Origin of the sequence: Aquimarina megaterium XH134, from assembly GCF_000520975.1 — a bacterium.
Classification (GTDB): Bacteria; Bacteroidota; Bacteroidia; order Flavobacteriales; family Flavobacteriaceae; genus Aquimarina; species Aquimarina megaterium.
This window is the reverse complement of record NZ_JACB01000033.1, coordinates 46,855-65,224: the sequence shown is the minus strand read 5'-3', so window position 1 is coordinate 65,224 and position 18,370 is coordinate 46,855. Positions and strand designations below refer to the sequence as shown.

The 18,370-nt window shown below is 32.9% G+C and carries 16 protein-coding genes; 14 read left to right on the top strand and 2 right to left on the bottom strand.

All coding sequences use genetic code 11. The features are described 5' to 3' along the window. Positions 1-28: 28 nt before the first annotated feature. The 9 genes from Z053_RS0117630 to scpA all read left to right on the top strand — a co-directional run bounded on the left by Z053_RS0117630 (position 29) and on the right by scpA (position 10,254). Entirely contained in the window at positions 29-1,300 is a 1,272-nt protein-coding gene (locus tag Z053_RS0117630) for an MFS transporter (protein WP_035096368.1), read from the top strand. A 13-nt stretch (positions 1,301-1,313) separates the two neighbouring features. After that, entirely contained in the window at positions 1,314-2,879 is a 1,566-nt protein-coding gene (locus Z053_RS0117625) for a glycoside hydrolase family 3 protein (protein WP_025666311.1), read from the top strand. A gap of 6 nt (positions 2,880-2,885) precedes the next feature. Next, entirely contained in the window at positions 2,886-3,971 is a 1,086-nt protein-coding gene (locus tag Z053_RS0117620; protein ID WP_035096367.1) for an anhydro-N-acetylmuramic acid kinase, read from the top strand. 118 nt (positions 3,972-4,089) lie between these two features. Beyond that, the gene (gene udk / locus Z053_RS0117615; protein ID WP_025666309.1) at positions 4,090-4,698 is read left to right on the top strand and encodes a uridine kinase; all 609 of its coding nucleotides are present in this window, start codon (positions 4,090-4,092) and stop codon (positions 4,696-4,698) included. Between the two features lie 38 nt (positions 4,699-4,736). Continuing rightward, the gene (locus tag Z053_RS0117610; protein ID WP_024768655.1) at positions 4,737-5,096 is read left to right on the top strand and encodes an FtsB family cell division protein; all 360 of its coding nucleotides are present in this window, start codon (positions 4,737-4,739) and stop codon (positions 5,094-5,096) included. Further along, positions 5,089-6,456 (top strand): methylmalonyl-CoA mutase subunit beta, encoded by a 1,368-nt coding sequence (locus tag Z053_RS0117605; protein ID WP_025666308.1) that lies wholly within the window; start codon positions 5,089-5,091, stop codon positions 6,454-6,456. The genes Z053_RS0117610 and Z053_RS0117605 overlap by 8 nt, the downstream gene beginning before the upstream one ends. 86 nt (positions 6,457-6,542) lie before the next feature. Continuing rightward, positions 6,543-7,160 (top strand): hypothetical protein, encoded by a 618-nt coding sequence (locus Z053_RS0117600; RefSeq protein WP_152538334.1) that lies wholly within the window; start codon positions 6,543-6,545, stop codon positions 7,158-7,160. Between the two features lie 213 nt (positions 7,161-7,373). Further along, on the top strand, positions 7,374-8,000 hold the full coding sequence (locus Z053_RS0117595) for a hypothetical protein (protein WP_035096365.1): 627 nt from the start codon (positions 7,374-7,376) through the stop codon (positions 7,998-8,000). A 121-nt stretch (positions 8,001-8,121) separates the two neighbouring features. After that, positions 8,122-10,254, top strand: coding sequence for a methylmalonyl-CoA mutase (gene scpA / locus Z053_RS0117590; RefSeq protein WP_025666305.1), 2,133 nt, complete (start codon positions 8,122-8,124; stop codon positions 10,252-10,254). Between the two features lie 22 nt (positions 10,255-10,276). On the opposite strand, the gene Z053_RS0117585 is transcribed toward scpA, so the two are convergent. Then, complete coding sequence (locus Z053_RS0117585) at positions 10,277-12,061, bottom strand: carboxypeptidase-like regulatory domain-containing protein (RefSeq protein WP_081748290.1); 1,785 nt, start codon at positions 12,059-12,061, stop codon at positions 10,277-10,279. A gap of 152 nt (positions 12,062-12,213) precedes the next feature. Next, entirely contained in the window at positions 12,214-14,166 is a 1,953-nt protein-coding gene (locus tag Z053_RS0117580) for a carboxypeptidase-like regulatory domain-containing protein (protein ID WP_160170118.1), read from the bottom strand. A 151-nt stretch (positions 14,167-14,317) separates the two neighbouring features. On the opposite strand from Z053_RS0117580, the gene Z053_RS0117575 reads away from it, so the two are divergent. The 5 genes from Z053_RS0117575 to dapB all read left to right on the top strand — a co-directional run bounded on the left by Z053_RS0117575 (position 14,318) and on the right by dapB (position 18,350). Beyond that, on the top strand, positions 14,318-15,199 hold the full coding sequence (locus Z053_RS0117575; RefSeq protein WP_025666302.1) for an SDR family oxidoreductase: 882 nt from the start codon (positions 14,318-14,320) through the stop codon (positions 15,197-15,199). A 140-nt stretch (positions 15,200-15,339) separates the two neighbouring features. After that, positions 15,340-16,104 carry a ParA family protein gene (locus Z053_RS0117570; protein WP_025666301.1) on the top strand — a complete coding sequence of 255 codons (765 nt, stop codon included), beginning with the start codon at positions 15,340-15,342 and terminating at the stop codon, positions 16,102-16,104. Between the two features lie 6 nt (positions 16,105-16,110). Continuing rightward, the gene (locus Z053_RS0117565) at positions 16,111-17,025 is read left to right on the top strand and encodes a ParB/RepB/Spo0J family partition protein (RefSeq protein WP_025666300.1); all 915 of its coding nucleotides are present in this window, start codon (positions 16,111-16,113) and stop codon (positions 17,023-17,025) included. Continuing rightward, a complete protein-coding gene (locus tag Z053_RS0117560) occupies positions 17,015-17,605 on the top strand; it encodes a DUF5683 domain-containing protein (RefSeq protein ID WP_025666299.1) in 591 nt (196 codons plus the stop codon). The genes Z053_RS0117565 and Z053_RS0117560 overlap by 11 nt, the downstream gene beginning before the upstream one ends. Before the next feature lie 46 nt (positions 17,606-17,651). Further along, positions 17,652-18,350 carry a 4-hydroxy-tetrahydrodipicolinate reductase gene (dapB, locus tag Z053_RS0117555; RefSeq protein ID WP_025666298.1) on the top strand — a complete coding sequence of 233 codons (699 nt, stop codon included), beginning with the start codon at positions 17,652-17,654 and terminating at the stop codon, positions 18,348-18,350. Positions 18,351-18,370: the final 20 nt, after the last annotated feature.

Here is an 18,370-nt window from a genome sequence, read left to right as displayed (position 1 = left end):
AGTATCTTACTTTCCTTAATAACAATTCATGATAGAATCTAACAAAGACAAAAATGCCTGGGCCTGGGTGCCTTCACTATATTTTACAGAAGGATTACCATATGTGATTATCATCACGTTTTCTGTAATCATGTATAAGAAACTAGGAATTAGCAATGCCGATATTGGCTTGTATACCAGTTGGCTTTACCTCCCTTGGGTTATAAAACCGCTATGGAGTCCATTTGTAGACATTAAAAGTACTAAACGCAATTGGTTTTTAGGTATGCAACTCCTTATTGCCATAGCATTTTTGGGAGTAGGTTTAACGATTCCTACCAATAACTTCTTTATCCTTAGTCTTTCTTGTTTCTGGATCGCTGCATTTGCATCAGCCACAAACGATATTGCATCTGATGGTTTTTACCTTATTAGCCTTTCACAAAAAAAACAATCTTTTTTTTTAGGAGTACGTAGTACATTTTATCGTTTGGCTATGGTAACCGGTCAAGGGTTAATTGTAGTACTTGCTGGTTTTTTAGAAGAGCATTATGGTAATAATCAAAAAGCATGGTCCTATACCATGATTATCACTGCTATTTTCATGATCATATTAACAGTAATTAATCTTTTTGCAACTCCAAAAGTAGAAAATGAAACTGGAGCTTCTAAAGAAAAACCAATACGTTTCTTTGATGTTTTTAAAACCTTCTTTCAAAAAAAACAAATTGGTATTGTTCTTGCCTTTATCCTTCTTTACAGATTAGGAGAATCCCAATTGGTAAAAATGGCTTCTCCCTTTTTATTAGATCAGAATGATGCTGGTGGATTAGCACTATCTACTACCGAGGTAGGTACTATTTATGGTACGTTCGGAATCATCGCCTTAACTATAGGAGGAATTTTGGGAGGCATTGCTATTTCTGTATATGGATTAAAAAAATGGATGCTTCCTATGATTTTGGCTTTAAACCTACCCAATATACTGTATGTTCTATTAGCTTTCTGGCAACCATCTTCTGTGGTATATGCTACATTGGTTGTTATTATAGAGCAATTCGGATACGGATTTGGGTTTGCTGCTTATCTCATGTTTTTGATTTATGTAGCAGAAGGTGTTTCTAAAACTTCTCATTATGCAATCGCAACAGGATTTATGGCACTGGGTATGATGCTACCCGGTATGATTAGTGGTTTCATCCAGGAGATTCTTGGATATACCGGATTCTTTATTTGGGTTGCCATTGCTGCAATTCCTGGTATTATCCTTACTCGATACATTCAATATCCTGCTACCTACGGAAAGAAAGACAAAAATTAAATTAATACGAATAATGAATCTATCCAACCTTTCTAAAACCGAAAAAATTGGTCAGTTTTTCTTTCCTGCTGCATTTATTAACGATACAGATCAGGAAATAAAAGAAGTTGAAAAATTAATACTAGATTACAAAGTAGGAGGACTTACCTTTTTTCATAGTAGAGCTAGTGCTGCTACTAATTTTGAAGGTAAGAAAAAAGTTATTCGAAATGAAAATAGTGCTAAGCGACTTGCAGAACTTATAACACATTATCAAAACATCGCTCCTACTCCACTACTCATTAGTATTGATGCAGAATGGGGTTTGGCTATGCGAGTCGAGAATACTCCTCAATATCCTTATGCTATAACATTAGGAGCGATCCCCGAGGATCAGTCAAATTTGATTACTGAAGTAGGAAAATACATAGGAAATGATCTTAAAAGTATAGGAATTCATCTTAATTTAGCTCCAGTGGCCGATATTAATGTCAATCCCAATAACCCTGTAATTGGTTATCGCTCTTTTGGTGAAAACAAAGAACAGGTTACTCTTAAATCTTTAGCATTATACAAAGGGCTTAAAGCTTCAGGAGTACTAGGTTGTTTTAAGCATTTCCCAGGACATGGGGATACTGCTGTAGATTCGCATCTTGGACTTCCGGTAATCTCCAAATCTCGACAAGAATTATTTGATGAAGAACTGTATCCATTTATAAAAGCAATAGCATCAGGAATTGATAGTATTTTGATCGGGCATCTGGCCGTACCTTCTTTAACGAACGGAAAAGATATATCAGCTACTTTGTCAAAAGATATTATTAAAGGAGTATTAAGAAATGAATTAGGTTTTGAAGGTGCTGTTATTTCTGACGCCCTTAATATGCATAGTGTTTCTAAGTTATATCCCGAAAAAGGAATGTTAGAGTGGAAAGCATTTGATGCTGGTAATGATATTCTATGTTTTGCAGAACATGTAGCAGAAGGTATTCATACCATAGAAAAAAATGCAACTGACCAGCAAATTGAAGAAAGTTTTACAAGAGTTCAAAAACTGAAAAAAGATACATTTAAAAAAAATATCTCGAATCCTACTTTTGATTCTAAAAAAGCTACTTCTTTAAATAATAGCATCGCCAAAGCATCTCTTACCCATTATAAATCGGATAAAGAAAGTTTTGAAAAATTTAATATCCAAGATTTTGAAGCTGTAGTAATAGGAAATAGTGAAGACTGTACTTTTTTTGAAGAAATTAGTAGATCAAAACAGTTTACCAAAATGAAGTATACTTTGCCTTTCTCTACTACCATTTCTAGCAATAACATTCTTATAGCATTATTTCCTCCCTCAATAAAACCCATGCATGAGTTTGGTATAGATCCAAAAACGCAGCAAACTATAGAAAAACTAAGTAAGACAAAAAATGTAACTTTATATTTGTTTGGTAACCCATATGTTTTGAGAGTATTACCAACTAAGGATATAAGTAACATAATACTTATATATCAAGATTTTAAAACTTTTCAAGAAATTGCAGCCAAGCACTTTCTTGGGCAACATAAAGCCATTGGTCTATCACCTGTACAACTTTCAATATAAAAAGGTATGAATTCGATTAAAAAAGAATACACCGTGATCGGTTTAATGTCTGGAACCTCTCTAGATGGATTGGATATTGCCTGTTGTACATTTAAAAAGAAAAATGATACCTGGACATTCTCTATTACGAATACTGATAGCATTGATTATGATATTACGTTTAAAGAACAATTAAAAAATACAGTACATCTCGAACCTACAGCTTTATTGGCTTTTCATAACGAATATGGAAGTTGGTTAGGCAATCAGGTTAAAAAATTTATAACTAAAAATAATATTTATATAGATTTTGTTGCCAGTCATGGTCACACTGTTTTTCATCAACCCGAGATTGGGTTGACATATCAAATAGGATCTGGACAACATCTGGCCAATGCATGTGGGCAAAAAGTAATCTGTGATTTTAGAACCAACGATGTTGCTTTGGGTGGCCAAGGAGCTCCTCTGGTTCCTATAGGCGATCAATTGTTATTTGGTCAATATGATTTTTGTCTTAATCTTGGTGGGATTAGTAATATCTCTTTTAATAATGATAAAAAAAGAATTGCTTATGATATTTCGCCTGCCAATATGTTACTTAATTTTATCTGTTCGACTATAGATAAAGTATATGATAAAGGTGGAGAAATCGCAAAAACGGGTATTTTAAATCCAACTTTACTAGATACTTTAAATAATCTGTCGTATTACACGCTTCCGTTTCCAAAATCTTTGGGATACGAATGGTTTACCGAAGAAATGATTCCTATTATAGTTCATAATCAGGATTCTGCAGAAAATCTTTTACATACAGCGGTTCATCATATTACAACTCAAATAGCAGATGCAATTAAAAAAACTAAGCATAAAAACAGTACTATACTGGCAACCGGTGGTGGTGCGAAAAATGATTTTCTTATCGAACTATTGCAACAAAAATTAGATGGTTTTGCAACTGTAGTAATTCCTTCAGAAGAGATTATTGATTTTAAAGAAGCATTGATCTTTGCATTTATGGGCGTACTTAGAGAGCGAAATGAAGTAAATTGCCTTCAATCTGTTACGGGGGCAAGGAAAAATTCTTCTGCAGGGGTTTCTTACCATCCGTGGTAAAAATCTATTGTATATTACTATGATCTAATAAAAGGTATATTATAACTTTTACGACTATAGAAGTTTTGATATACGATTACTCAAAAACAATCTTTAAATTTGTCAAAAAAAATCAGAAATGCTAATTATCGGTATCGCCGGAGGAACAGGGTGTGGTAAAACTACTGTTGTGAATCAAATTGTAAATGAATTACCAGAGAATGAAGTATGTGTCATATCACAAGACTCATATTATAAAGATACAAGTCATCTCACTTACGAAGAACGAGTTAAAATAAATTTTGATCATCCACAATCTATAGATTTTGAGTTATTAGGTCAACATTTGGCTGCACTTAGAAAAGGAGAAACAATAGCGCAACCCGTATACTCTTTTGTAGAGCATAATCGTACGAGTGAAACTGTTAGTACGGCACCAAGTAAAGTAATCATCGTTGAAGGAATTTTGATACTTACTAACCCAAAAATACGGGAGATGTTTGATATCAAAATATATGTACAAACCGATAGTGATGAACGCTTAATACGAAGATTAAAAAGAGATATTGCAGAACGCGGACGTGACATGGATGAAGTTTTGGATCGATACCAAAACACTTTAAAACCTATGCATCAACAATTCATTGATCCAACCAAAGAATTTGCCGATCTTATTATACCCAACAACAACTATAATAATGTAGCTATTGATATTGTACGTACCATTATCAAAGAACGCTTGAATTAACTTTTGTACCTTTACAACAAATATTATTCTCAATTAGATTGAAGCTAAAACAATATTTTCAAAAACTAAAAAATAAACCGGCGTTGATCCCGATATTTGCCATATTTTTAAATAAATATGTACTCATTATTCTGTTATTTATAGTTTGGATGCTGTTTTTTGACACTAATTCCTGGTTGATTCACAGAGAGTTAGACGAAGAGATCCAGGAACTTGAAGATAATAAAGAATACTATATGAAGGAGATTGTAAAAGATCAGAAAGATATTAAGGTATTAAAAGACAGTAGCGAGCTTGAAAAATTCGCGAGAGAAGAATATTTCATGAAGCGAGATAATGAAGAAATATACATTATCGAGTATGAAGATAGTGTGCCAAAAAACAAAAAAGATGACTAAATCCCTATTCGATAGTTTTGAAACAGTTTCTGCAAAACAATGGAAACAAAAAATTCAATTTGATCTCAAAGGTGCAGATTATAATGAAGCATTGATTTATAAATCTTTAGAAGGTATTGACATAAAGCCTTTTTACAACCAGGAAGATACTATAGAAAACAGTTCTATATCGCATCCTTCTACTTGGAAGAATTGTGTAAAAATAGTAGTCAATTCAACAATTATTGGTAATCAAAAAGCACTTGAGGCTATTAAAAAAGGTGCCGAAAGTATTCATTTTGTAATCTCAGAAGAAGATATTGATCCTAAAAGCCTTTTACAACATATTACTGCTACTACTTCTGTTTTTATAGAAACTAAATTTCTTTCTCCTTCTTATATTCAGCAACTAAATCATATTGCTAAAGAAGTTAGTCTAAACATCTATATTTTAACCGATATTATTAATAACCTGGCGAGTACCGGAAACTGGTATAAAACGCTACAAGAAGATCATATAGCATTAGAACAAATCATTAAAAATGATCATCTTAAAAATAATATTAGTATCGATATAGGGTTATATCAAAATGCTGGCGCTACGATGGTACAACAATTAGCGTATGGGTTAGCTCATGCTAATGAATATTTAAATCATTTTGAAAATGCATCAAGTACATGTTTAGAAAAAGCGCCTGTAGTTTTTAAAGTTGCAGTAGGTGGTAATTACTTTTTTGAAATTGCTAAACTAAGAGCACTTAGATTATTATGGAGCACGTTGGCACCAACATATAGCGCTACAACAGAGTGTCATATTTTGGCATATCCATCATACAGAAACAAGACCATCCTGGATTATAACGTAAACATGCTACGTACTACTACAGAATGTATGAGTGCAGTATTAGGCGGTGCTGATACCATTCAAAATTTACCATATGATGATATTTATCATCTTGAAAATGATTTTGGAACAAGAATTTCTTTAAATCAACTTTTGGTGCTAAAAAACGAAAGCTACTTTGATTTGGTTACTAACCCTGCTTCGGGATCTTATTATATTGAGAGTTTAACACAACAAATAGCAGATAAGGCATTATCACTATTTAAAAATATAGAAGAAAACGGCGGCTTCTTGAAGCAATTAAAATCTGGAATTATTCAGAAAAAAATAAAAGAAAGTGCCGAAAAAGAGCAAGAGCTATTCGATAATCAAAAAATTATACTAACCGGAACCAATAAATATCAAAACCCCGAAGAACATATTCCTGAATTTCAGAAATCAGTATTTCCAGAAAAAAGAGTTCGAAAAACACTTTTACCTCCAATAATAACAAAAAGATTGTCTCTAGAAATAGAAAGAAAAACCATAAAGACATAGTATAAGTCGTTAGTTTTTCGTACTTTACAAGTAAGAAACACTCATTATAACTAAATATTAATCTCATGCCCCTAAAGATTAAATATATGGTTGTATTATTTTTTTTAGTTCTATTTATATGTACTACAGGTAATACTCAAACCACTGAACAAAATTTTGACTGCCTCAATATTGACAATCAAGGACTACTAAAACAATCTTTTGATTCTTTCGAAAAAGATTTATTTCATTATTATAAATTTAACAACGACACTGTAAGAACGTATCAAACGTTTCTTAATGAAGTATATAATCTATCTATAAACCTAAGAGAACTTCCTTCTAAGAACTCTATACAATTAGCTCGTGTATATAAGAAAAAAGCTACCGATAGAAACTCTCTTTGGGTCTTACTAAGTCAATATGATGAAGAAATGGTTGCCTCAAAAAATACTTCTACCCCGAAGACAAGTCAAGAAGAAGAAGTTTTGACATTTAATTATCGTGGTGGGTTTATTCAATGCTTAAAAAACAATAGTAATAGTGAAGGGTTTAAGGATATTGTAACTACTTTAGAGCTTGATGGTAATATAAGCCCTTCTCTAATAGCACAAAGATTACACGATTTACCAAAGGAAGAATTTAACACCCGCGAAGTAAAAAGTTTCATCGCTTTTGATATCTATTATTCTATTTTATTGGTCATAGAGAAAGCATTTGGGTAATTACCTAAAAGGAAATATAATACCTCTACATATAAGTATTTTAAAGTCCTATACTCTATTTACAGCATCATTGATTTCATAAAAAACAATGACAATAATTTCGGATTTAAGAAAAAAACACAATAAAACGTTAATATTTGCCAACTTATTGTTAACTTCCCAACTGAATTATAAAATTTTAGTCTATACATTAACATTACTAAATCTAAATCAATGCCCCTTAAGATTAGATCTAGAATTATAGTCATAACTTTATTGGTATGCATAAAGGTGACTTATTCTCAGTCTGGTTATGACTGCCTTAGTGTAGATGAAACCGGTATTATAAAAAAAGCATACGACTCTTTTGAGAATGACTTATTTACACATTATAAATTTGGTACAGACTCTATAAAAACTTACAGAACTTTCTTAGCCGAGGTTGCTAGTTTATCTCTTGACTTAAGAAAACTTCCCTCTGATAACTCTATTAAACTCGCTCGAGAATTCAAAAAAATTGCCAATAATAAAAACTCTCTTTGGATCAAATTAAGCGAATACGAAAATCAAGAAGCTATAAAAAAATCAACACCTACCACAACTAAAAAAAACGGAGAAGAAATCTTAATTTTCAATTATAGAGGCGGGTTTATTCAATGTCTTAAAAACACAAGTGATAGTGATGACTTTAAAGATATTGTCTCTACTCTCGAGGAGGATGGTAATGTAAGTACATCATTAATCTCGCAAAGAATCTATTATATTCCTGATAAAGAGTTTTGTGCAATAGAAATAAAAAACTTTATAGCCTTTGATGTATACTACTCTATCTTAATGGTTATCGAAAAGGCGTTTAAGTAATTTTTACACTATTCTCAAAAAACTTAAACTTGAATCCGTTTTTTTTTAATAAAAATCGTTTTTAAAACCTTAATTTTATAGCCTTGTTAATTTATCATTTATAAAAATGAGGCTTTGAGTAATGAATAGAAAAGACGTACACCATATCCAATTACCAAAAGAAGCTATTCCTAATAGACAGCAGCAAGTTTCTACATTTACTACTTCAGAGGGAGTTGATATAAAATCTTTTTACGAAAAAGAAGACATTAAAGATCTAGATCATCTTGATTTTTCTGCCGGAATTCCTCCCTATTTACGGGGCCCATACTCAACAATGTATGTTCGTAGACCTTGGACAATACGGCAATATGCAGGGTTCTCTACAGCAGAAGAAAGTAATGCTTTTTATCGCAGAAACCTTGCTGCAGGACAAAAAGGACTATCTGTAGCTTTTGATCTGGCTACACATCGTGGATATGACAGTGATCATGAACGTGTTTTTGGTGATGTAGGTATGGCAGGTGTAGCGATCGACACAGTAGAGGACATGAAAGTTCTATTCGATCAGATTCCACTCGATAAAATGTCTGTTTCTATGACTATGAATGGAGCTGTTTTGCCTATTATGGCATTTTATATTGTAGCTGCAGAAGAACAAGGTGTAGATAAAAATTTACTCTCCGGAACCATCCAAAATGATATCTTAAAAGAGTTCATGGTACGTAATACTTATGTATACCCTCCTACTCCATCTATGCGAATTATTGGTGATATTTTTAAATATTGTTCTAAGAATATGCCAAAATTTAATCCTATAAGTATCTCTGGATACCATATGCAGGAAGCAGGCGCTACCTGTGATATCGAATTAGCTTACACATTAGCCGATGGATTGGAGTATATTAGAAAAGGAATCGAAGCTGGTATGGATGTCGATTCATTTGCACCGCGTCTTTCTTTCTTTTGGGCAATTGGCATGAATCATTTTATGGAAATTGCTAAAATGCGTGCTGCGCGTATGCTATGGGCCAAATTGATCAAGCAGTTTAATCCAAAAAACCCAAAATCTTTAATGCTCCGTACCCATTGTCAAACCAGTGGATGGAGTCTTACCGCACAAGATCCATTTAATAATGTGGCTCGTACATGCATAGAAGCAAGTGCTGCTGCTTTTGGTGGAACACAAAGTTTACATACCAATGCGCTCGATGAAGCCATTGCATTACCAACAGATTTTTCTGCAAGAATTGCCAGAAATACACAAATATATCTACAAGAAGAAACTCAAATTACCCGAACGGTTGATCCATGGGCAGGAAGTTATTATGTAGAATCTCTAACTAATGATATTGCTGAAAAAGCTTGGAAACTTATTGAAGAAGTAGAAGAACTAGGAGGAATGACCAAGGCTATTGAAGCAGGAATTCCAAAAATGAGAATAGAAGAAGCTGCCGCACGTAAACAAGCCAGAATCGATAGCGAACAAGATGTAATCATAGGAGTTAATAAATTTAAATTAGGAGAAGAAGAGGCTATTAGTACTTTAAAAGTAGATAATCAAGCGGTGCGAGCCCAGCAAATAGAAGGGCTTAACAAAGTAAAAGCTTCGAGAGACGAGCAGGCTGTACAAGATGCGTTGAAAAATTTAACTGTAGCAGCGACTAATGAACATCAAAATTTGTTAGCTTTAGCCGTAGAAGCAGCAAGACTGAGAGCTACTTTAGGAGAGATCAGTGATGCCTTAGAAAAAGAATTCGGGAGATATAAAGCAGAAATCAAATCATTTACAGGAGTGTATGCAAAAGAAATAAAAGATGATGCTTCTTTTAATAAAGCGAGAGAATTAGCAAATCAATATGCCAAATTAGAAGGAAGAAGACCAAGGATTATGATTGCCAAAATGGGACAAGATGGGCATGATCGTGGTGCAAAAGTGGTTGCAACCAGTTATGCAGATGTAGGTTTTGATGTAGATATTGGTCCGCTATTTCAAACCCCGGTTGAAGCCGCAAAACAAGCTGTAGAAAATGATGTACATATTGTAGGAGTATCTTCACTTGCAGGAGGACACAAAACTCTGGTTCCTCAAATCGTAGAAGAGCTTAAAAAATATGGAAGAGAAGATATAATGGTTATTGTTGGCGGTGTAATTCCACCAGATGATTATGATGTTCTCTTTGAAGCTGGAGCAGTTGCCATCTTTGGACCCGGAACAAAAATAAGTGATGCAGCAATTACCATCCTAGAGATTTTAATTTCTGTATTTAAGTAGCATAATTAATTGAAGTCGATATTTATCTAAATAGCGAACCAAACTTCAACAATTGCATTTTGTAATTATAACTATTAAGCTTGAATAGCTTTATATTACTTGTTTGATTTTCTCTTCCCCAATTCTTATAAACTGTTGCTTTTAAATATGTGGGAACATATTTTTTGTTCCCTAAATAAGTGATATTTATAAGCCACTCTCCCCTATTTAAATCATAAATAAAAAACTCATTCGAAGAATATCCTTTTAGTTTTCCATCTGAAATGCGATCACTATTCGTTGCCCAGGAATGTTCATAAACAAAAGAGTTTAATTGCGGATCAACAAATTCTAACAAAAATTCTGCCTCAGAGGTATTCCATTCAAAAACAACACGAATATCACTAGTTGCAGTTTCTTCTTCTCCCTCATTAATCTTAAAAGTTTCTCTAATTTTTGCTATCTCTTTTTTTTGTGTATACAAGTATTTCATTTCATTATAAACAACTTGCTCTATACCTTTTTCTTCTAATTTAAAACCTCTGCGTAAATATCTCATATACATATCCCATGCATTCTCATATTCCTCATTTTCAGAATAAGCATTCGCTAGATCACGAAATGATTGCGCATAAGATGGTCTTAAATAAATTATCTTATTATAGATACTCAAAGCTTTCGATTTCTCTCCTAGTTTCTGGTATGTGTATGCGAGGGCTTTAAGCGCTTCTGCATTTTTATTAAACATCTTTTCCATATCCGATAGCACTAACAAGGAAAGCTTATTACTTTCTTTTTCCTGTTTAAAGTAATTAGCTATATCAAGATAAAAACTTGGCGAATCCTGATATTCTTCAGATAAGGTTTTATAGGTATCATATAGTTTTTTTTCGCTTGTAATCGAATTTGATTTTTCTATAATAACATCTATAGCATTAGATTTCTTTTCTACATAAGGAAAGGCATTATTTTGATATTGATTTTCATTCGTTCCTAATTTTGTTTTAAGTGTTTTATGTACCATAGAACTCTTTGTTATAACAACAATAACTCCTCCAGCTCCTCTCGTTCCGTATTTTGTTCTTGCTCCTACAGATCTAAGCACGGCTACATATGCAATATCATTCAAATCAACATGAGGTGCTTCTTCATAAACAAAGCCGTCAACATCCCAAATTGCTAATCCGCTTCCTTCATTAAACATAGTATATACTCTGGGTAATATTCTCACTCTTTTTTTGCCATGCCCAACCGTTACACCTTCGTTACCAACAGGATCCGAACCTTGATAGGTAACACCATAAATTGGAATACGTCCTCTTATCGCTTCTATCAAATCAATAGCTCCTGTATTAAGATCTTCTCCTTTTACAATTTTAGAAGCAAATGGTGAACTTCTTAGATCAATTTCTCCATAAGCTGTTTTTAGTTTAGATAATTTGGTGTTATTCTTTACAGAGCGTTTCTCTTGACTATTAGTTTGAACCAATACCTCATCTAGTGTATTAACACCATCAATCATCTTTATATTAAGAAATTGGGTAACATCCTCTACAATAACTTCTACTGGTTTTTTTCCAACAAAAGAAAAGTGAATGACTTCTTTTTCTGATGCCTCTATATAGTAATATCCTTTTTCATCTGTAATCGTTCTCCTACTCTTTCCTTGTATTGAAACATTTACATTCTTTAACGGAATACTATTCGAAGTAACGTATCCGTAGATTTTATTAATATTCGATTTAGACTGAGCAAAAAGAAAGGAGGAATTTCCTATAGTAGTCATCATTAAAATGATCCAAAAAAACGAGTGATTTTTTATTGACATTATAAGTAGAATTAAATGAGAAAAACTAACCCTATCAAAGGTTATTATGAATTTGATTTTAATTCATTTTATAACTCCACAAAGATTTTGCCGTACTTATTGTTAGAGAAGACAATCAGTAATTTTTATGTTTTTATTAACTATTCGAGCAATTAATAGTCTGAATTGGATAGTTTTGAGTTCAATTTTAATAGTCCCATTTTATAATTCTGTCTTTTGAGTTTAAAAAGTTTAACCTCTTTAGTTTGATTGATCTTACCCCAGTTTCTATATACCGAAGCTTTTACATAAGAAGGTGTATTCTTTTTATTTCCAAAATATGTTATATTGATAAACCAATTCCCTTCGGTTAAATCGTAAAGGTAAAACTCATTAGAAGAATATCCTCTTTGCTTTTCATCCTTAATACGGTTACCATCCTTTTCCTGAGAATGCTCAAAATTAAATGCTCTAGATTGGGGATCAACAAATTCTATGGCAAACTCTGCTTCAGAAGTGTTCCATTCAAATACCAGACGAATATCGCTTTTCGAATTCTGCAAACCTAACCCTTTAATCTCTGCATTTTCTGTAATACCTGCTGCTCCCTTTTTTAGGGTATATAAATATGCCATCTCACTATATACTACTTTTTCAATCCCTTCTTCTAGTATATAATTACCTTTTCGTAAATATTGGAGATACATATTCCAGGCTTTTTTATATTGCTTATTCTCTGTATAAGCGTTTGCCAGATCCCTATATGACTGTGCATAAGATGGTCTCAATTCTACTAGTTTGGCATACACATCAACAGCTTTTGGATACAAACCACGTTCTTGATATGCATATGCGATAGCTTTCAATGCTTCTGGATCTTTCTTAAAAATATCTTGAGCATCAGATAGTACCTGTAATGATAGTGAATCATTATTTTTTACTGTTTTAAAATATTCAGAGACATCCAGGTAAAAGCTGGGAGCTTCTGAGTAATTAGAAGAAAGTCCCTGATAAGATTTATAGATTCTCTTATTACCAGAAACAGTATCAAGTATAGCCAGATAAGGAGTCTTAGATTCTACCGCAGTATAAGGTACAGCGCCATTACCATAGCTATTTTGCTTGCCTTTTTTCTTTCTTCCTTTTTTGCTTCTCTTTTGTTTTTTAGTCTTAGCACCTATGGTTCTTACAACAATTACACCTCCTGACCCTCGCATACCATATTTTGTAGTTCCGGATACTGATTTTATTACAGTAACTTTATCAATATCACCTACTGCCAGATTGGGAGGGTATTCATATACAGTACCATCGATATCCCAAATAGCTAAACTTTCTTCAGGGCTTGAAATAGACAAATTTGGTACGATTCTCACTCTGCCTTTTTCAATACTTAGATATTTTACAATACCACTTAATGTCTCAATTAAACTGGTTCCCTGAACAGTAAGTTCTTTTCCTCTAATCTTTTTTATTCTTCCATAAGAGACACTTTTTTTATTGATTTTCCCATAAGAAGTGGTTATTGTAGATTCTTCTTCTTCTCCATAACGATTCTTCTTTTTATTGGTCTTAACTACTACTTCTCCAAGTTCATTTAACTCATCTACCATAGTGATATCGAGACGTTTGGTTACGTCTTCAACAATAATCTCAACTGGTTTCATACCAACAGAAGAAAACTGTATAATTTCTTTCTCGGCAGCTTTAATTTTATAATATCCTTTTTTATTTGTAGTTGTTTTTACATCGGTATTTTTTACTACGACACTTACATTTTCTAGAGGAGAATCATTATAAGTTACATATCCCGAAATTTCCTTTGGATTTGATCTGGATTGCCCAAAAGCAGAAGTATAACTCCCTAGGATGGTGGTAAGAAATAAGAGGTTAAAAATTAAATGCTTTTTAAAAATAATTTTGTTATTAAAATCAACATTATACAATGCTGTTGTACATAGTAATACTTCTTTCACTTTTATAATCATAATTTCAATAATATATCCCATTTCCCATATCATACAGGCCAAAACAGTGGTAGTATTTTTATAAAAATACACAAAAATAATTAGGCCATATTGTCTAAGTATGATAAATGATTTTGTTACCTCCCTATAGATAATCACATAATTAGATAATTATTTTTTAATCTCCTACTACTTTAAGCATCATAATTAATAGTATTTTAGCTAAACATTAAAAAGAAAACAAAAATAAACTATGCATGCATAGTTTATAGTTATAACTTGTTATCTTAGCAGAATACTGATACATATTATGAATTATAAAGATAAAATGCTTCGTGATGGAGCGCTAAAAGGAAAAAATATTGTTGTTACCGGCGGAGGTAGTGGATTAGGGAAATCTATGACGAGATATTTCCTAGAACTTGGAGCCAATGTAGCCATTACTTCACGTAATTTAGAAAAATTGCAAAACACAGCCAAAGAATTAGAATCAGAAACAGGTGGTACCTGTCTACCGGTGCAATGTGATGTTAGAGAATACGATCAAGTAGAGGCAATGAGAGATCAGGTTCTTGAAGCTTTTGGTTCGGTAGATGTGTTACTTAATAATGCTGCTGGGAATTTTATTTCTCCTACAGAACGTTTATCACATCGTGCTTTTGATATAATTATTGATATTGTATTAAAAGGGACTAAAAACTGTACACTTGCTTTCGGAAAACACTGGATTGAAAACAAGTACAAAAATACCGTTGTTCTAAATATTGTAACAACATATGCCTGGACAGGTTCTGCATATGTGGTACCTAGTGCTACGGCAAAAGCAGGAGTTTTAGCAATGACCAGATCATTAGCTGTAGAATGGGCAAAATACGGGATGCGTTTTAATGCGATCGCTCCGGGTCCTTTTCCTACAAAAGGAGCATGGGATCGCCTTTTACCAGGAGATTTAAAAGATAAAATTGATATGGCAAAACAGGTACCTTTGGCTCGTGTAGGAGATCACCAGGAACTTGCTAATCTTGCAGCTTATCTGGTGTCAGACTTTTCTGCCTATGTTAATGGTGAAGTTGTTACACTAGATGGTGGTGAATGGCTAAAAGGAGCTGGGCAATTTAATCTTCTTGAACAAATCCCTGAAGAAATGTGGGATCAACTAGAAGCAATGATTAGAGCAAAAAAAAATAAATAAGTATTTATTAACAATAATAGAAGTACGTTAGACCATCCTTAAAGGGGGATGGTCTTTTTTATTTCCTACTGTTAACATTTTTCATTTTTATAATATATAATAAATTGTATTTTTATCGCTATAAATCCAAATCTCCCCTTATGGGTAAAATAATAGCAATTGCAAATCAAAAAGGTGGTGTAGGTAAAACAACCACCTCTGTAAACTTAGCGGCTTCTCTAGGTGTTTTAGAGAAAAAAGTACTCCTTATCGATGCAGATCCACAGGCCAATGCGACTTCTGGACTAGGACTAGATGTTGAAAGTATTGAAAAAGGGACGTATCAAATTCTGGAACATACTATAAATTCTGAAGATGCTATTTTAGAAACCAATTCTCCTAATGTGCATATTATCCCAGCACATATCGACTTGGTTGCAATAGAAATAGAGCTTGTTGATAAAGATCAACGTGAGTATATGATGAAAAAAGCAATTGAAGGGTTAAAGTCAAAATATGACTATATCCTTATTGATTGTGCACCTTCTCTCGGCTTGTTAACTCTAAATGCGTTAACCGCTGCTGATTCGGTAATGATTCCTATTCAATGTGAGTATTTTGCATTAGAAGGGCTCGGAAAACTTTTAAATACAGTAAAAAGCGTACAAAAAATCCATAATAAAAATTTGGATATCGAAGGATTATTACTAACGATGTATGATTCTAGATTAAGATTATCTAATCAGGTAGTAGAAGAAGTTCAAAAACACTTTAATGAAATGGTGTTTAAAACTATCATTCAGAGGAATATCCGTTTAAGTGAGGCGCCAAGTTACGGTGAAAGCATAATTAATTATGATGCTTCTAGTAAAGGTGCCAGTAATTACTTAAGTTTGGCACACGAAATTATTAAGAAAAATAGTTAAGGATTCATGGCGAAGGCAACCAAAAAGCAGGCATTAGGAAGAGGATTATCGGCACTATTAAAAGATCCCGAAAATGACATAAAATCGGTAGAAGATAAAAATGCCGATAAAGTAGTTGGTAATATCATAGAATTAGATCTGGATAGTATAGATGTAAATCCATTTCAACCCCGTACTAGTTTTAATGATGAAACACTACGAGAACTTGCAACTTCTATAAAAGAAGTTGGCGTTATACAACCTATCACGGTTCGTAAATTAGATTTTGACAATTATCAGTTAGTAAGTGGGGAACGTCGTTTTCGAGCTTCAAAATTAGCTGGATTAAAGAAAATACCTGCATATATTCGTATTGCCAATGATCAGGAGTCATTAACAATGGCATTGGTAGAGAATATTCAACGACAGGATTTAGACCCTATTGAAATTGCCTTATCGTATCAACGTCTTATCGATGAGATTAGTTTAACACAAGAGCAATTAAGTGATAGAGTAGGAAAAAAAAGATCTACCATAGCTAATTATCTAAGATTACTAAAACTAGATCCTATTGTACAAACAGGTATGCGTGATGGTTTTATATCTATGGGGCATGGTCGTGCTTTAATAAATATAGAAGATCAGCAACAACAACTGGATATATATGAAACTATTATAGGGAAATCATTATCTGTTCGTGATACCGAAAAAATAGTTAGATCTCTTAACGACAATACAGAAGATACTCCAAATACCAAGGCTTCTTCTACTAATAATCAGTTACCAAAACACATCGCCAAAGGGGTTAAAGAATTCTCAGATTATTTTGGCGCAAAAATTGATATAAAAGTTTCTGGTAAAGGAAGTGGAAAACTTATTATACCATTTTCTTCCGAAGAAGATTTTAAACGCTTAAAGAAACTTATAAATAGTGAAGATTAAATTCTTTTATATTATTTTTTTTGTACTACTTTCTATTCAAAATGTTCTTTCTCAAGAAAATGAAGAATTAAAAGTTATTACAGAAGAAGTTCCTGTAAAAAAGAAAAAAAGGGAAAGGAAAGTACGTCCTTATGAGCCTTTGGCTCCAGCCAGGGCGGCATTTTATTCTGCAGTTCTACCAGGATTAGGGCAAGCATACACCAAAAAATATTGGAAAGTACCTATCGTATATGCAGCTTTAGGGACAGGTATTTATTTTTATATAGACAATAACAAGAAGTATAATCGTGTACGAGACATATATAAATCTAGATTAGCAGGAGTAAATCCTGAAACACTTGAATTACCAGGTGCTACAAATGATCAATTAATATCATTACAAGAACGTTTTCGCCGGGAAAAAGAATTATCACTATTAATAACGGTAGGAGTTTATCTTCTAAATATTGTAGATGCAAATGTTACGGCTCACTTACTACAATATAATGTAACCGAAGACCTCTCGTTCAAACCAAAAATAAATTTTAACGAGTTTGATACCAGACCAAATTATGGTGTATCACTCAACTATAGTTTTTAAGCAATACTAATCCTTAAGAGCTTAGTGAATTAATATCAACCAAAATATGAAAATCGCACTACTAGGATATGGAAAAATGGGTAAAACCATAGAAAAGATTGCAATAGAAAGAGGCCATACCATAGTACTTAAAGTAGATAAAGATGATACCACATATGATCTTTCTGAAGCCAATGTAGCTATAGATTTTAGTATTCCTGGTGCAGCAGTAAATAATATTACCAATTGTTTTAATGCAAATGTTCCTGTAGTCTCTGGAACAACAGGGTGGCTAGATCATTATGATAATATTCTTAAGTTATGTAACGAAAAAAAGGGGAGTTTTATTTATGCTTCGAATTATAGTTTGGGCGTAAATTTATTTTTTGAACTTAATAAAAAACTTGCCAAGATGATGAATCCTTTAGAAGGGTATACTATAGCTATGGAAGAGATTCATCATACCGAAAAACTAGACGCCCCAAGTGGTACTGCAATAACACTAGCAGAAGGAGTTATTCAAAATACAGATAAAAAAGCATGGCAACTGGATGAAGGTGATGAAAATACCATCCCAATTGTTGCAAAAAGAATTGATAAAGTTCCCGGTACTCATACTATAACATACTCTTCTCTTGTCGATGATATAGAAATTAAACATACAGCACATAATCGTAATGGTTTTGCGTTGGGTGCTGTTGTAGCAGCCGAATGGTTAAAAGACAAAACCGGAGTTTATAGTATGAAAGATGTGTTAGGCTTATAAAAAAGTGTAACGCTTTACAA

What these genes read in the sequence shown, in the direction of transcription:
- Z053_RS0117630 (WP_035096368.1), top strand. Translation starts at nt 29, where the DNA reads ATGATAGAATCTAACAAAGACAAAAATGCCTGGGCCTGGGTGCCTTCA.
- Z053_RS0117625 (WP_025666311.1), top strand. Translation starts at nt 1,314, where the DNA reads ATGAATCTATCCAACCTTTCTAAAACCGAAAAAATTGGTCAGTTTTTC.
- Z053_RS0117620 (WP_035096367.1), top strand. Translation starts at nt 2,886, where the DNA reads ATGAATTCGATTAAAAAAGAATACACCGTGATCGGTTTAATGTCTGGA.
- udk (WP_025666309.1), top strand. Translation starts at nt 4,090, where the DNA reads ATGCTAATTATCGGTATCGCCGGAGGAACAGGGTGTGGTAAAACTACT.
- Z053_RS0117605 (WP_025666308.1), top strand. Translation starts at nt 5,089, where the DNA reads ATGACTAAATCCCTATTCGATAGTTTTGAAACAGTTTCTGCAAAACAA.
- Z053_RS0117600 (WP_152538334.1), top strand. Translation starts at nt 6,543, where the DNA reads ATGGTTGTATTATTTTTTTTAGTTCTATTTATATGTACTACAGGTAAT.
- Z053_RS0117595 (WP_035096365.1), top strand. Translation starts at nt 7,374, where the DNA reads ATGCCCCTTAAGATTAGATCTAGAATTATAGTCATAACTTTATTGGTA.
- scpA (WP_025666305.1), top strand. Translation starts at nt 8,122, where the DNA reads ATGAATAGAAAAGACGTACACCATATCCAATTACCAAAAGAAGCTATT.
- Z053_RS0117585 (WP_081748290.1), bottom strand. Translation starts at nt 12,061, where the DNA reads ATGTCAATAAAAAATCACTCGTTTTTTTGGATCATTTTAATGATGACT.
- Z053_RS0117575 (WP_025666302.1), top strand. Translation starts at nt 14,318, where the DNA reads ATGAATTATAAAGATAAAATGCTTCGTGATGGAGCGCTAAAAGGAAAA.
- Z053_RS0117570 (WP_025666301.1), top strand. Translation starts at nt 15,340, where the DNA reads ATGGGTAAAATAATAGCAATTGCAAATCAAAAAGGTGGTGTAGGTAAA.
- Z053_RS0117565 (WP_025666300.1), top strand. Translation starts at nt 16,111, where the DNA reads ATGGCGAAGGCAACCAAAAAGCAGGCATTAGGAAGAGGATTATCGGCA.
- dapB (WP_025666298.1), top strand. Translation starts at nt 17,652, where the DNA reads ATGAAAATCGCACTACTAGGATATGGAAAAATGGGTAAAACCATAGAA.